This is a genomic window from Streptomyces sp. ATexAB-D23 (genome assembly GCF_000373645.1).
GTDB classification, from domain to species: domain Bacteria; phylum Actinomycetota; class Actinomycetes; order Streptomycetales; family Streptomycetaceae; genus Streptomyces; species Streptomyces castrisilvae.
This window is the reverse complement of sequence record NZ_KB892046.1, coordinates 94422-109284: the sequence shown is the minus strand read 5'-3', so window position 1 is coordinate 109284 and position 14863 is coordinate 94422. Positions and strand designations below refer to the sequence as shown.

General features: G+C 73.8%; 12 protein-coding genes. 10 read left to right on the top strand and 2 right to left on the bottom strand.

What is annotated here, in order from left to right; genetic code table 11:
• Window positions 1-135 precede the first annotated feature (135 nt).
• A complete protein-coding gene (locus tag B082_RS0128245) occupies window positions 136-1779 on the top strand; it encodes a class I adenylate-forming enzyme family protein (RefSeq protein ID WP_018555157.1) in 1644 nt (547 codons plus the stop codon).
• A 236-nt stretch (window positions 1780-2015) separates the two neighbouring features.
• On the opposite strand, the gene B082_RS0128240 is transcribed toward B082_RS0128245, so the two are convergent.
• A complete protein-coding gene (locus tag B082_RS0128240) occupies window positions 2016-2792 on the bottom strand; it encodes an SDR family oxidoreductase (RefSeq protein ID WP_018555156.1) in 777 nt (258 codons plus the stop codon).
• A gap of 199 nt (window positions 2793-2991) precedes the next feature.
• Between B082_RS0128240 and B082_RS0128235 the strand changes: the two genes are divergently transcribed.
• On the top strand, window positions 2992-3861 hold the full coding sequence (locus B082_RS0128235) for a TIGR03619 family F420-dependent LLM class oxidoreductase (protein WP_018555155.1): 870 nt from the start codon (window positions 2992-2994) through the stop codon (window positions 3859-3861).
• Window positions 3858-4355, top strand: coding sequence for a nuclear transport factor 2 family protein (locus B082_RS0128230; protein WP_018555154.1), 498 nt, complete (start codon window positions 3858-3860; stop codon window positions 4353-4355). The genes B082_RS0128235 and B082_RS0128230 overlap by 4 nt, the downstream gene beginning before the upstream one ends.
• Window positions 4356-4421: 66 nt before the next feature.
• Here the strand turns inward: B082_RS0128230 and B082_RS0128225 are convergent, their stop codons facing one another.
• Window positions 4422-5342, bottom strand: coding sequence for an SDR family oxidoreductase (locus B082_RS0128225; protein WP_018555153.1), 921 nt, complete (start codon window positions 5340-5342; stop codon window positions 4422-4424).
• Window positions 5343-5500: 158 nt separating this feature from the next.
• Here B082_RS0128225 and B082_RS0128220 point away from each other — a divergent pair, with 158 nt between their 5' ends.
• From B082_RS0128220 to B082_RS36865, 7 genes are all read left to right on the top strand, one after another.
• The gene (locus tag B082_RS0128220; protein ID WP_018555152.1) at window positions 5501-6256 is read left to right on the top strand and encodes an enoyl-CoA hydratase family protein; all 756 of its coding nucleotides are present in this window, start codon (window positions 5501-5503) and stop codon (window positions 6254-6256) included.
• Window positions 6257-6270: 14 nt separating this feature from the next.
• Window positions 6271-7122, top strand: a complete 852-nt coding sequence (locus B082_RS0128215) for a CoA transferase subunit A (RefSeq protein ID WP_037711124.1) — start codon at window positions 6271-6273, stop codon at window positions 7120-7122.
• Window positions 7119-7898, top strand: a complete 780-nt coding sequence (locus B082_RS0128210) for a CoA-transferase subunit beta (protein WP_018555150.1) — start codon at window positions 7119-7121, stop codon at window positions 7896-7898. The genes B082_RS0128215 and B082_RS0128210 overlap by 4 nt, the downstream gene beginning before the upstream one ends.
• A 14-nt stretch (window positions 7899-7912) precedes the next feature.
• Window positions 7913-8962 carry an NAD(P)H-dependent flavin oxidoreductase gene (locus B082_RS0128205; RefSeq protein WP_018555149.1) on the top strand — a complete coding sequence of 350 codons (1050 nt, stop codon included), beginning with the start codon at window positions 7913-7915 and terminating at the stop codon, window positions 8960-8962.
• A gap of 213 nt (window positions 8963-9175) precedes the next feature.
• The gene (locus tag B082_RS0128200) at window positions 9176-10384 is read left to right on the top strand and encodes a S1 family peptidase (RefSeq protein WP_018555148.1); all 1209 of its coding nucleotides are present in this window, start codon (window positions 9176-9178) and stop codon (window positions 10382-10384) included.
• Window positions 10385-10619: 235 nt separating this feature from the next.
• On the top strand, window positions 10620-11594 hold the full coding sequence (locus tag B082_RS0128195; protein WP_051094707.1) for a glutaminase: 975 nt from the start codon (window positions 10620-10622) through the stop codon (window positions 11592-11594).
• 311 nt (window positions 11595-11905) lie between these two features.
• A complete protein-coding gene (locus tag B082_RS36865) occupies window positions 11906-14683 on the top strand; it encodes a helix-turn-helix transcriptional regulator (RefSeq protein ID WP_018555146.1) in 2778 nt (925 codons plus the stop codon).
• Window positions 14684-14863: the final 180 nt, after the last annotated feature.

The window sequence follows — 14863 nt, the reverse complement described above, 5'->3', positions numbered from 1 at the left end:
GGCGTGCTTCCGCTCTTCGCCGGCCCGTGGGACGGTGTCCCAGTGACCGGAATCAGCCGGGGAGCGAGGGCCCCCGGCTGCCGAGACTGGCGTCGTCCGCGATCCCAGTGGAGTTCACGACGCCCAGGAGTCCCGATGCCCAGCGAAACGGATCACCGCGCCGCCGCCCTCGCCCAGGTGGCCGCACTCACCGGCCCCGGCGGCCGGTTCGAGCTTGCCGACGAAGAGGTGCTGGGCAGCCGGCTGCCGGTGTTCACGCGCCGCCATCGGGCCCTGCACGAGGTGCTGCACGCCTCCGTCGCCCACGCCGGCCGTGAGTTCATCGTCACGGCGGACCGCCGGATCACCTTCGCCGAGCACGCGCGGCAGGCCGCGTCACTGGCCCGGGTGCTGCGTGAGGAGTACGGCGTCGCGAAGGGCGACCGGGTGGCCATCGCCGCGGCCAACTCACCGGAGTGGATCATCACGTTCTGGGCCACCGTGTCCATCGGCGCGGTCGCGGTCGGGTTCAACGCCTGGTGGACCGAGCGCGAGCTGGCGCACGGTCTGGACAACGCGGAGCCCGCGCTCGTGGTGGCCGACGCCCGGCGGGCGGCGAAGCTGACCGGCTGCCCGGTGCCGGTCCTCTCCGTGGAGGACGACATCAGCCGCTTCGCGGCGGCCCACCCGGACGCCCCGCTGCCCTCCGCCGATGTGGCCGAGGACGATCCGGCCGTCATCCTCTACACGTCGGGCACCTCCGGCCGCCCCAAGGGTGCCGTGCACACCCACCGCAATCTGCTGGCCGTGGTCGAATACCACCGCCTGAACGAGGCGCTGGCCCAGGCCCTGGGCGATCCGACGGAGCCGCAGGACCGCGTCTACCTGCTGACGCTGCCGCTGTTCCACATCGCGAGCCTGCACAACCTGGCCGTACCGCGCCTCGCCACGGGAAGCCGGATCGCGCTGTACCAGGGGGCGTTCGATGTGGATGCCGTGCTGGGCACGGTCGAGCGGGAGCGCGTCACCAACTGGGGCGCGGTGCCCACCATGGCCCACCGGATGCTGGAACACGGCGGGGCACACCGCTACGACACCTCCTCGCTGACCGCGTTCGCACTGGCCTCCGCGCCGTCGTCGACGGCGTTCAAGGAGCGGCTGCGCGAGAGCCTGCCGTTCGCGAAGGACTCGCTGGTGGACAGCTACGGGCTGACCGAGACGTGCACCGCGGTCGCCGCCGCGAGCCCGCAGGAGCTGGCCGCCGCGCCCGGCACCCTCGGCCGGCCCGTCACGGGGGTCACGCTGGAGATCCGCGACCCGCTGGGCCAGGTGCTCGGGGAGGGCGAGGAGGGCGAGGTCTGGGTGCGCAGCCAGTACAACATGCTGGGTTACTGGCGGGACCCCGCGGCGACCGCGGCGGCGATCGGGCCCGACCGCTGGCTGCGCACGGGCGACCTGGGGCAGCTGCGCGAGGGCCGGCTCCATCTCGGCAGCCGCCGGTCGGACCTGATCATCCGGGGCGGCGAGAACATCTATCCGGCCGAGATCGAGACGGTGCTCGCGGAGCACCCGGACGTGCGCGAGTGCCTGGTGCTGGGGACGCCGCATCCCGACCTCGGCCAGGAGGTCGCGGCTGTCGTGGTCCTGGGCGCCGGCTCGACGGTCACCGAGGAGGCGCTGCGGGAGTACGTGGCGCGCGAGCTGTCCTATTTCAAGGTGCCCACGCGGTGGCGGCTGACCGCCGACGAGCTGCCGCGCAACGCGACGGGCAAGGTGACCCGGCACAAGGTGCGGGTCTGAACCCGGAGAAGGCGTGGGCCCCGGCAGCCCGAGGTGGACTCGGCGGCCGGGGCCTCGTGTTTTGCGGGGCGCGGTGCTTACAGGGCCTCGTGTTCCCGGGGCGCGGTGCTTACGAGGGCCTCGTGTTCCCGGGGCGGTGCTTACGGGGCCTCGTGTTGCCGGGGCCGGTCTTCAGGGGCCGGTCCACCGTGGCCGGTCTTCCGGGGCCCGGACCACCGGGGCCCCTGCGGGCAGGCTCAGAACACGCCGGGGCCGCGCAGGGTCGCTTCGGCGCCCCCGTCGACGTACACCACCTGCCCGGTGATGTGGCTGTTGGCCTCGGAGGCGAGGAACAGTACGGCGCGGGCGACGTCCTCGGGCTCCAGGTAGCCGTTGAGGGGCATGGGGACCGCCGCGTCCATGACCTCGCGCATCCCGGGGTCGTCGAAGAGGCCCGAGCTCATCGGGGTGAGGACGATGCCGGGTGCCACCACGTTCACGGCGATTCCGGCGTCCGCCCAGCCCTCGGCGACCGCGGTACGCCTCGCCCACTGGGCGAGCGCCGACTTGGACGAGGGGTACAGCTGTCGCGCACGGCCCTCGGCCACCGCGCGGTCGGCGTGCGCCAGGGCCGTGGTCTCGTCGCCCGCGAGGCAGGCGGCGACGACGTCCGGGTCGGCTGTCCGGGTGCCGGAGATGGAGCCGATGGCCACGACCCGGGGCCGCTCGGCCGCCGCGAGGGCCGGCCGCAGGGCCGTCAGGAACTCGGTGGTGCCGAAGTAGTTGACGGTCACCATGGAGCGCCCCGGTTCGGCGGTGCCGGCACAGGTGACGACCGCGTCGACCACGGAGCCGGCGGCCCGGGACGCGGCCTCGGCGGCGGCGGCGCGTCCTTCGGGTGTGGACAGGTCGGCATTCAGGTCGCCGCCCCGCAGGTCCACCCCGATCACCCGGTCGCCCCGGGCGCGGAGCAGTGCGGTGAGGGCGGCACCGATCCCGGAACCCGATCCGGTGACGACGACATTGCGCGGCATGGGTACTCCTCAGCTCGGTGGATGACTCCCGCACCGTAGGAGCTGCGGGCCGGGGTGGTCGCGCGACGTCCCGCTGACCGGACGGGCCGCCCGGCGCGCAGGGTCTCCCGCCCACCGGGACCCGGCCTTCGCGTGCGCGGCGGGGCGGCTTGGATGGCGTCTCGCTGCCCCTACCGTCCGGCCCGAGAGAGGTTTCCCCATGCGGCTCGGCATCAACAGTCCCGTCGTCACGGCCGTCCCCGGCGTCCACTCCCCCTGGGAACGCGCCGCCGGCATCGAGGAGCTGGGGGCGGTCGCCGAGGCCGCCGACCGGCTCGGCTTCCACCATCTGACCTGCTCGGAGCATGTCGCGGTGCCGGCTGACATCGCACAGCAGCGCGGCGGCACCTACTGGGACCCGCTGTCCACCTTCGGCCATCTGGCCGCCCGGACCAGCCGGATCAGGTTCGCCACCCAGGTCCTGGTCCTCGGCTACCACCATCCGCTGGAGATCGCGAAGCGCTACGGCACCCTGGACCGCGTCTCGGGCGGGCGGGTCGTCCTGGGTCTGGGGGTGGGCAGCCTGGAGGAGGAGTTCCGGCTGCTCGGTGCGGCCTTCGAGGGCCGGGGCGCCCTCGCGGACGACGCGCTCGCCGCGCTGCGGGCCTCGCTGTCCCGGCGTGAACCGGCCTACCACGGTGAGCACTTCGACTACGCGGGGCTGGTGGTGGAGCCGCACGCGGTGCAGGACCGGGTGCCGCTGTGGATCGGGGGGCGTACGCCGCGTTCGCTGCGCCGGGCACTCGCGCACGGCGACGGCTGGGTGCCGTTCGGGCTGCCGCTCGACCGGCTGGGCGAGATGGTGGGCGCCGCCGCACTGCCGGAGGGCTTCGAGGTGGTGCTGAGCGCGGGCCGCCCGCTGGACCCGTCCGGCGACGCGCACGGTGCGGCCGAGGCGTTGCGGAAGGTGTCCGATGCCGGTGCCACGCTGGTCAGCGTGTCGTTGAGCGCGCGCTCGGCGGCCCACTACGCCGAACAGCTGGAGGCGCTCGCCGTCGTCGCGGACCTCCCGGCGGGGGCGCGGGCATGAGCGAGGACCGGATCGCCGCCCTGGAGGCGCGGCTGAGGCTGCTGGAGGACGAGCGCGCCGTGGCCCGCGCGATGGCCTCGTACGGACCGCTGGTGGACAGCGGCGAGGCGGACGCGGTGGCCGCGCTCTGGGCCCCGGACGGGGTGTACGACATCGACGAGCTCTACCTCGCGGGCCGGGAGCGGATCGGCGAGATGGTGCGCTCCCCCGCGCACCGGGGCTGGATACGGCAGGGCTGCGCGCATGTGGTGGGCCCGCCGCACATCACCGTGGAGGGCGACGAGGCGGTGGCGGTGTGCCATTCGCTGATGGTGGTGCACGAGGCGGGCCGGTACGTCGTGCGCCGGGCGACCGCCAACCACTGGCGGCTGTGCCGTACGCCGGGGGGTGCGGGCTGGCAGGTGGTCACCCGTACCAACCGCGTCCTGGACGGCCGGGCGGAGTCCCCCGTGCTGCTGGCCCGGGGCGTGCGCGGGGAGCCGGCGGGCGGCTGACTCCTCCGGCGGGCGGGGCCCGGGTGACAGCCCGTCACCCGGGCCTCGCCGCGTGCGCGTACGCCGTCAGCGCGCCCCGTACACCGGCTGCGGCGCCTCGGCCCGGCCGAGGAGCTTCAGCGCCGCCTCCCCGGCCTCGGCCGGGCTCCACCGGGCGCCCTTGTCCGCGGTGGGGCCCGGCCGCCAGCCCTCCATCACGGTGATCCGGCCGCCCTCGGTCTCGAAGACCCGGCCGCTGACCCCCTCGCAGCCCGGGGAGCCGAGCCAGACGACGAGCGGCGAGACGTTCTCCGGGGCCATCGCGTCGAACTCCCCCTCGGCGGGCGCCGCCATGGTCTGCGCGAAGGTGTCCTCGGTCATCCGGGTGCGGGCGGCGGGGGCGATGGCGTTGACCTGGACCCCGTACCTGCCCATCTCGGCGGCGGCCACCAGGGTCAGTCCGACGATCCCGGCCTTGGCGGCGGCGTAGTTGCCCTGGCCGACACTACCCAGCAGCCCCGCCCCGGAGCTGGTGTTGATCACGCGGGCGCAGGGGGTGCGGCCGGCCTTCGCCTCGGCGCGCCAGTGCGCCGCCGCGTGCCTGAGCGGCAGGAAGTGGCCCTTGAGGTGGACGCGCATGACCGCGTCCCAGTCGTCCTCGTCCAGGTTGACCAGCATCCGGTCGCGGAGGAATCCGGCGTTGTTGACGAGCGTGTCGAGCCGGCCGAAGGTGTCGAGCGCGGTGGCGACGAGGGAGGCCGCGCCCGCGTCGGTGGCGATGTCGCCGTTGTGCGCGACGGCCTCGCCGCCGGCCGCGCGGATGCGCTCCACGACCTCCTGGGCGGGCCCGGTGGCCGTACCCGAGCCGTCGATGCCCACGCCCAGGTCGTTGACGACGACCTTCGCCCCCTCGGCGGCGAGGGCCAGGGCGTGGGCGCGGCCGAGGCCCCGGCCCGCGCCGGTCACGGCGGCGACGCGTCCGGTGCACAGAGCGGTCGATGAGGTCATGACGGGTGTCCTTTCCATCGGCGGGTCAGCGGGGAGCGGGGGCCGTCACCACCGGCGGTGCCGGTCACCACTGAGTGGTATGACGCTCTCCCGCCGCGTCCGCATCACTGCTACGTTGAACCAAACAAACGTTAGGTGGAAAGGTAGCTGATCTGCTCATGGGTGTCTCCACCTCCGTCCCGGAAGAGGGCATCGCCCTCGTCACCGTGGACTTCCCCCCGGTCAACGCCCTGCCCGTGCGGGGCTGGTACGACCTCGCGGCGGCGGTCCGGGCCGCCGGCTCCGACCCGGACATCCGGTGCGTGGTCCTCACCGCCGAAGGCCGCGGCTTCAACGCGGGCGTGGACATCAAGGAGATGCAGCGCGCCACCGGCCCCGAGGCGCTGATCGGCGCCAACCGCGGCTGCTACGAGGCGTTCGCGGCGGTGTACGACTGCGAGGTCCCGGTGGTCGCCGCCGTGCACGGCTTCTGCCTGGGCGGCGGCATCGGCCTGGTGGGCAACGCCGACGCGATCGTGGCCAGTGAGGACGCGACCTTCGGCCTGCCCGAGCTGGACCGGGGCGCGCTCGGCGCGGCAACCCATCTGGCCCGGCTGGTCCCGCAGCACCTGATGCGGGCGCTGTACTACACCTCCCGCACGGTCACGGCCCAGGAACTGCACCGGCACGGCTCGGTGTGGAGCGTCGTCCCGCGCGACCGGCTGGCCGCGGAAGCCCTCGGCCTCGCCCGGGAGATCGCCGCCAAGGACGGCTACCTGATCCGGCTGGCCAAGGCCGCCATCAACGGCATCGACCCCGTCGACGTACGCCGCAGCTACCGCTTCGAGCAGGGCTTCACCTTCGAGGCCAATCTCAGCGGCGTGGCCGACCGGGTGCGCGACACCTTCGGCACGGACAAGGAGCAGCAGGCGTGACACAGGACAAGACGATGACGGCCGACGACGTCGTCGGCCGGCTGGAGAGCGGCATGACGGTCGGGATCGGCGGCTGGGGCTCGCGCCGCAAGCCGATGGCCCTGGTCCGGGCGCTGCTGCGGTCGGACATCACCGATCTGACCGTGGTGTCGTACGGCGGGCCGGACGTCGGCCTGCTCGCGGCGGCCGGGCGGATCCGCAAGCTGGTCACGGCGTTCGGCACGCTCGACTCGGTCCCGCTGGAGCCGCACTTCACGGCGGCCCGGCAGCGCGGCGCGTTCGAGATGGTCGAGCTGGACGAGGCCATGATGATGTGGGGCCTGACGGCGGGCGCGCAGCGGCTGCCGTTCATGCCGGTGCGCGCCGGTCTCGGCTCGGACCTGATGGAGGTCAACCCGGCCCTGCGCACGGTCACCTCGCCGTACGAGGACGGGGAGAAGCTGGTCGCGGCGCCGGCGCTGCGGCTGGACGCGGCCCTGGTCCACCTCAACCGCTGCGACGCGCAGGGCAACGGCCAGTATCTGGGCCCCGACCCGTACTTCGACGACCTGTTCTGCGAGGCGGCGGACCAGGCGTACGTCTCCTGCGAGCGGATCGTGGAGACGGCGGATCTGCTGAAGGAGCACGGGCCGCAGACGCTGCTGGTGAAGCGGCTCTTCGTGGACGGGGTGGTCGAGACGCCGAACGGCGCGCACTTCACCTCCTGCGTGCCCGACCACGACCGCGACGAGTCCTTCCAGCGCGCCTATGTGCGGGCCGCCCGGGACCCCGAGGCGTGGCCCGCGTTCGTCGCCCGGTTCCTGTCCGGGGACGAGGCCGCCTACCAGGCCGCCGTCACCGCGTTCCACCAGGAGGAGGAAGCATGAGCCGCACCGAGACCGGCGCCGCCGCCCCGGCCAGCCGCGCCGAGTACTGCGTGGTGGCGTGCGCCGAGGCCTGGCGCGACGCCGGGGAGATCCTCGCCAGCCCGATGGGCACCGTCCCGGCGGTCGGCGCCCGCCTGGCGAAGCTGACCTTCTCCCCCGGCCTGCTGCTGACCGACGGGGAGGCCCTGCTGATGGGCGACACCCCGGCAATGGGGGCGCGGCCGGGGAGCGTCGAGGGCTGGCTGCCGTTCCGCCAGCACCTGACACTCACCGCCACCGGCCGCCGGCACGTGATGATGGGCGCCAGCCAGCTCGACCGGCACGGCAACCAGAACATCTCCTGCATCGGCGACTGGGCCAGGCCCACCCGGCAGCTGCTCGGGGTGCGCGGTGCGCCCGTCAACACCCTGAACAACCCGACGAGTTACTGGGTGCCCAGGCACTCGGCGCGGGTGTTCGTGGAGCACGTCGACATGGTGAGCGGGGTCGGCTACGACCGGGCGGCGGCGGCCGGCCCGTCCGCGACCCGCTACCACCGCATCCCTGGCGTCATCACCGATCTGGGCGTCTTCGACTTCGAGACCCCCGATCGCACCATGCGCATCCGCTCCCTGCACCCGGGCGTCGCCGTCGACCAGGTCACCGCGGCCACCGGCTTCGCCCTGTCCGTCCCCGACGACGTGCCGCTCACCCGCGAGCCCACCGAGGCCGAACTGCGGCTGATCCGCGAGGTGATCGACCCGAAGGGGCTGCGCGAGCGGGAGGTCCCGGCATGACCGGGCCTGCGCCGATGCCGACCGCGCTCACCGAGCTGACCGGGGTGCGGTATCCGATCGTGCAGACGGGCATGGGCTGGGTGGCCGGCCCCCGTCTGGTGTCCGCGTCCGCGCGGGCGGGGGCGCTCGGCATCCTGGCCTCCGCGACGATGGGCGTCGAGCAGCTGCGTGCGGCGATCCGTGAGGTCAAGTCCCGTACGGACGCGCCGTTCGGCGTCAATCTGCGGGCGGACGCGGGCGACGCTGGCGAGCGGGTCGGGATCATGATCGAGGAGGGGGTGCGGGTCGCCTCCTTCGCGCTCGCCCCCTCCAAGGACCTGATCGCCCGCCTCAAGGACGCCGGTATCGTCGTCATCCCCTCCGTCGGCGCCCGCCGGCACGCGGAGAAGGTCGCCGCATGGGGCGCGGACGCGGTGATGGTCCAGGGCGGCGAGGGCGGCGGCCACACGGGCGAGGTGGCCACCACGGTGCTGCTCCCCCAGGTCGTGGACGCCGTGGGCATCCCGGTGATCGCGGCGGGCGGCTTCCACGACGGCCGCGGTCTGGTCGCCGCGCTCGCCTACGGGGCGGCCGGGATCGGGATGGGCACGCGCTTCCTGCTCACCTCCGACAGCACCGTTCCCGGCCAGGTGAAGGCGAAGTACCTCGCCGCCACCGTCAAGGACGTCACGGTCACCGACCAGGTGGACGGCCTGCCGCACCGGATGCTGCGGACCGCCATGGTCGATTCGCTGGAGCGTTCCGGCCGCGCCGCCTCGCTGCTGCGGGCGGTGCGGCACGCCTCGGCGTTCCGCCGCGAGTCCGGTGCGAGCTGGCCGCAGCTGGTGCGCGACGGCCTCGCGATGAAGCACGGCAAGGACCTGTCCTGGAGTCAGGTGCTGCTGGCCGCCAACACCCCGATGCTGCTCAAGGCCTCGCTGGTGGAGGGCCGCACGGACATCGGCGTGATGGCCTCGGGCCAGGTCGCCGGGCTCATCGGCGACCTGCCGTCCTGCGCGGAACTGGTCGAGCGGGTCATGGACGAGGCGCGGGCGACGCTGAAGGCCCTGCCGGGGGCGGGCTGACGGTCCTGGTGTGCGCGATCGGCGGGGCAGTCCGAATCCCCGGGCCGCCGCAGACGCAAGGGATCCGCCGGATATCCCGGAGCCGGCCGCCGCGGGGACGCTGTACACCTCCCCGCAGGGCGCCGCGAGTCCGGTGAGCCCCGCCGTTCGCCGCCCCGGGGGAGGCCCCCACCGCGGTGGCGCCTCGTCACCGCTCTGCCCGAGAGGAATCTCATGCCTCCCGCCATACTTCGCTCCTTCGCCGCCGGTCTGGCAGCGACAGCCACCCTGGCCGCTCTGGCGTCCTCCTCCGCCTACGCCTCGCCCCCGGCGGCACCGACGCCTGCCGCACCATCGGTCCCGGCCGACGTGCAGGCGGCCATGGCCCGCGACCTCGGCCTCACCACCGACGGTGTCCGCGAACGCGTCCTCGCCGAACAGAAGGCGGAACGCACCGCCACCGCGATCCGGTCCGCCGCAGGAGACCGGATCACCGCCATGTGGTTCAGCGCCTCGGACGGACGCCTGCACGCCTCCGTCCACGGTTCGGCCGACGCCTCCGTCGTCGAGCGGTCCGGAGCCGTGGCCCACCAAGTCCGGCTCAGCCGGGCACAGCTCGACTCCACCCTGGCCACTGTCGACAGCTGGGCTCGTGACGTACCCGGTGTCGTCTCCTGGGGACCGGACACCTCCGCCGACCGGATCGAGGTCAGCGTCGACCCGGCCCGGGCCACTGTCGGGACAGCTGCCCTGCGCCGGCGCCTGGCCGGTCTGGGGGACCGTGTGCGTGTCGTCGAGGTGCACGACGCCCCCCGCCAGCAGGGCGGAAGCGTGATCGGTGGGCAGGCCTGGTACCCCGGCAGTGAGGGCGCTTGCTCGATCGGGTTCTCCGTCACCCGCTCCGGTGGTGCCAAGGCGTTCCTGACGGCCGGGCACTGCACCAACGACGCCAACCAGATCGCCTATGGGAAGGACCACAGCCGCCTCGGCGTCTCCAACCGCTCCGGCACCGGCAGCGTCAACTCCTTCGAAGGCGACTTCGGCATCGTCGACGTCGACCAGGCCGGCTGGCAGCTCGCGCCGACGGTGGCCGGCTGGGGCCAGGGCGACCGCCGGGTGACGGGCTCCGCCCAAGCCGTCGTCGGCACCGCCGTCTGCCACTCCGGGCAGACCACGGGGTTGCGCTGCGGCCAGGTGACCAAGGTCAACCAGACCGTGAACTACGGCAATGTTTCGATCGGCGGCCTGTCGTACTCCAATGCCTGTTCCGACGGCGGGGACTCCGGGGGGAGCTACGTCACCGCGACCGGCAAGGCGGTGGGTCTGCACTCCGGAGGGAGCTTCGCCACATGCTCCAGCGGCAGCGGCCAGACGAACACCATCTTCCAGCCCGTCAATGAGGCTCTGAGCAAGTTCGGCGCCTCGCTGGTGACCTCCCCGTAACTGTCGCCGCGCACGTCTCGGCGTGCCCGAGCTCCTCGGCGTCGGCGCCCGGTGCCGCCCTCAAGATCTTTTGAGGGCGGCACCCTCCTCCGCATCCGGCCCGCTGACCGCCCGCCACTGGCGGCGGGCACGCCTCGTAGGCTGCACCTCACCCGGACCGGGCCGACGGGGGCGGACTGCCGGTCGAACCGTCCCGTCCTCCGCCCGGCCAGTGCACACCTCCAGGGGATACACCATGTCTGACAGCCTCCCTTCCGCTCGTCCGGCTGCGGTGGCCGCACCCGGCACCGGGGAGCCCAGGCGCTTCGGCGCCGTACTGGACTGCATAGAGAAGGAGATGGCCACCCTCAGTGAGCGCGGCAGTCCCGCGCACTACATTCCGAGTCTGGCCGGCGCCGACCCCGGGCAGTTCGGCATGGCCGTCGCAGAACCGGACGGTACGGTCTACGGCGTGGGCGACTGGCAGCAGCCCTTCTCCACGCAGTCCATCACCAAAGTCTTCGCTCTGGCGCTGGCGCTCTCGCTGGACGGTGAACGGCTCTGGAACGGGGTGGGCCGCGAGCCCTCGGGCAACCCCTTCAACTCGCTGGTGCAGCTGGAATACGAGGACGGCGTTCCGCGCAACCCGTTCATCAATGCCGGGGCCCTGGTGGTCACCGACCGGCTCCAGGCCCTGACCGGGGACGCGGCCGGCCACGTGCGACAGCTGCTACGCGTCGAGAGCGGCAACCCGGCCATCGACTTCGTGGAGAAGGTGGCCGACTCCGAGGCGGCGAACGGGGACCGCAACGCGGCACTGGCTCACTTCATGGCCTCCTACGGCAACGTCACCATCCCGGTCCCCGAACTGCTCACCGCCTATTTCCGGCAATGCTCGATCGCCGCGTCCTGTGCGGACCTGGCCCTTGCCGCCGGCTTCCTCACCCGCCGCGGGATCCGGGCCGACGGCTCGGCCCTGTTGACCCGCAGCCAGGCCAAGCAGGTCAACGCCGTCATGCTCACCTGCGGCACGTACGACGCAGCAGGTGAGTTCGCCTACCGAGTGGGCCTGCCGGGAAAGAGCGGCGTCGGCGGTGGAATCATCGCGATCGTGCCCGGCGTCTGCACCTTGTGCGTATGGAGCCCGGGGCTCGACCGGCGCGGCAACTCAGTGGCGGGCGTCGCGGCCCTGGACCGCTTCACCACCCTCACCGGTCTCTCCGTCTTCTGACGCGAAGAATATTGCATACCGTCCGCTGGGGACGCGCTCCGCTGTCAACCTCGTCCGCGAGGTGCGCGAGCGCCACCCGCACGGCGGCGCCTCTCCGCTTCCACCCTCGGCCGGGACGTCGCGGGTGCTGGTTGGGCGCCGAGTGGCACCGTCGTCTCGGTCACCGGCGACGACGGCTCCGGCTTCCCCCTCGTTTCGCCTCCGTGGCAGACGGAAAACGGCACCGGCACGGCGTTGACGTCGCCGGTGCCATCACAGACACTGGCGCGCACCCACCCGGAGGCGCTGGCATGGACCTTCAACCACCCCCCATGACCCCCGACGTCGACGCCGCCCTGGAGAACGGTGGCCGCGTCGTGGTGACCGGTACGTGGGGCTCCGGCAAGTCGACACTGCTCCGTGCCGTGGCGGACACCATGCCGGGCCGTACCGGGGCCACCGTCCTGCGCGCCGCGCCCAGCCCCATCGACCGAACCCTGCCCTGGTCCGCCGCAGCGGAACTGCTCGCCGCACTGCCCCCGCACGCCACCGCACGCCTCTCCGCACCCCAACGTGACACGCTCGCGGCGCTGACCGCACCGCACGGCGGCGCCGCACCACCGGCCCTGGCCGTACGTGCGGCCCTGGCCTCGGCGCTGGCCCCGCCACCGGGCGCCACCGCGCCGCACCTGATCGTCATCGACAACGCCCAATGGGTGGACGGGGCGAGCGCCGAAGCAATCGGCTACGTCCTGCGCAGCACCCCGGCGGCACTCGTGCCGACCGTCTTCGCCGTGCGCGGTCACCGTCCTCCCCGTGAGGCCGGGCTCCTCCTCGGCGTCCCGGCGACGCACGTGCACCTCGGCCCACTGACCCTGGACGACGTGGTGGACGTCCTCGCGCGGCACGGCAGACCCACGCGCTGGGCGGCCGAGGTCCACCGGGGTTCGGGCGGCAACGCGGCGCTGGTGTTCGCCGCCGCCCGGCAGGGCACCACAGCACCGCCCGACATCACGGCGGACTGGCCGGCGCTGCTGTCCCCGGCCGCCCGCCACACCCTGCTCCTGACCGCACTGGCCCGGCACCCGGCGACCGCGCGGCGGGCCGGCGGCGTCCACGCGGAGGCCCACCTGGCGGAGGCCATCGAGGCCGGCGTCCTCCGCGTCGCTCCCCCGCACCCGGCCCGCGCGACCGACCCCCTCACCCCGGACAGCGACCCTCATCACCCCGCCCCGGAACCGGAGTTCGCGGCCCGCTGGCTCCGCGACACGCTGGCGTCCACCGCGAGTACCGCTCACCGCGCCGAGGCCCATGCCGCGCTGGCGGCAGCCGAGCCCGATCCGGTTCGGGCGGTTCTGCACCGCACCCTGACCAGGTCGGGGTTCGACGCCGTGGCCGCCGCACACGCGGAGGAGGCCGCGACCACCGCCCGCCGCACCGGCCACCCGGCCGAGGCCGCCCAGCTCCTCCTCCTCGCCGCCGACCGCACTCCCCCCGAGTTCCCGGCGGCGAGGCTGGCCCGGCTGCGGGCGGCCGTGACGGACGCCGCCACGGGCAGCAGCCTCGCCCTGGCACGGCAGGCGGCGGACGCGATCGGGGCGGCCCGGGGCGGCCCGGCCGACCAGGTGGCGGCGCTGCTCGGCGTGGTGGACGCGGCCGGGCAGAACATGCACGAGCTGGACCACCTCCTGGCGCATGCGGCCGTCCTCGCCGCCGGTGACGCCAACCTGTCGGCTACCGTCCACCTGCGCATCGCCCTCAAGGCGAACGTCTGCGACGGCGATCCGCGCCGGGCGCGCGCGGCGGCCGACACCGCCGCCCGGCTGGCGCACAGCGCCGCCGACCACGCCACGGAAGCGCTCGCGCTCACCATGCGGGCCCGCGTCGAACGCGTCCTCGGCCACTTCGACGACTCCGCGAGCACCCTCACCCGGGCCCTCGCGCTGAAGGTGCCCCTGTCCGCGATCGGGGTGAGCGGCAGCCCCGAGTACCTCGCCGTCCGGCACGCCGTGTTCGACGACCGGCTGCCGGAGGCCCGCGCGAGCCTCCTGCGTCTGCTGCCCGTCGCGGAACAGCGCGGCGACACCGAGGACGTGGAGGAGGTGCTGCGCAGTCTCGCCGAGGTGGACGCCCGCGCGGGACGCTGCGCCCGCGCCCGTACCTGGGCGCAGCGCGCCCTCGTCCTGTGCACGACGACGGGCCTGTCGCCAGGTCCAGCCTGGTACACCGCGGCCCTGACGGAGTGGGCGGGCGGAACGTTCCGCCAGGCCGTGGCCTGTGCCACGCACGGCCTGCGCGCCTCCGAGGAGGAGGGCGACGCGTTGTTCACTTCCCGCAACCTGCTCGCCCTCGGCAGCGCGCACCTCGCGGCAGGCCGGCCGAAGGAGGCGGTCGTCTGCCTGCGTCGCGTCGCCGAGTTGCAGGCGCGCCAGCACGTCACCGACGCGCGGGCCCTGGTCTGGCAGCCGGAACTGGCCGAGGCGCTGGCCGCCGCTCGGGACTTCTCCGCCGCGGAGGCGGAGCTGCGACGGCTGGCCCCGGCTGCCGCCCGTCATCCCGGCAGCAGCCTCGCCGCGGCCGCGCTTCGCTCCCACGCCGCGTGCCTGACCGCCCAGGGCCGACTCGACGAGGCCGAACCGCTCCTCGTCGAGGCCGCCGGCCATTTCGCCGCCCTCGGGCTGCCCATGGAGCAGGGCCGCACGCTCCTGGCCATCGGCCGTCTCGAACGCTCCCGGCGCCGGGTTGCCGCCGCGCGAGCCTGCTGGCACAAGGCTCTTGCCCTGTTCGATGCCGCCGACGCCACACCCTGGTCGACGCTCACCGGCGATCTGCTGACCCGCATCAACGGTCGCAGCCCCGGGGTCACCGGCCCGCTCACCGATGTGGAACGGCGCCTGGCCCGCCTCGTGTCCGAGGGCGCCAGCAACCAGGATGCCGCCGCTCGGTTATTCGTCTCGGTGAAGACCGTCGAGACGACGCTCAGCCGCATCTACCGCAAACTCAGGATCCGCGGTCGCACCCAGCTGGCGTCCGCGATGAGCAACGACCGCGACCGGAATCGCCGCATCCTGAGCACGACCCACGACTCCACCATGTGCCCGGACCAGTAAGGCATCCGCTCTGATCCGCGGCTTGGTCGGCGCCCGCCTCGGCCACCGGTCGCCTCGTCGCCCGGTCCGATGGAACCGGCGTCCTGTTGGCAGGGGCGGTCACCGTCGATGGCGGGGCTCATGGCCGGGCCCGGCGGAGTGTTCCCACCGCCGTCTCTCCGTGTCTCTCCATGAGCCGAC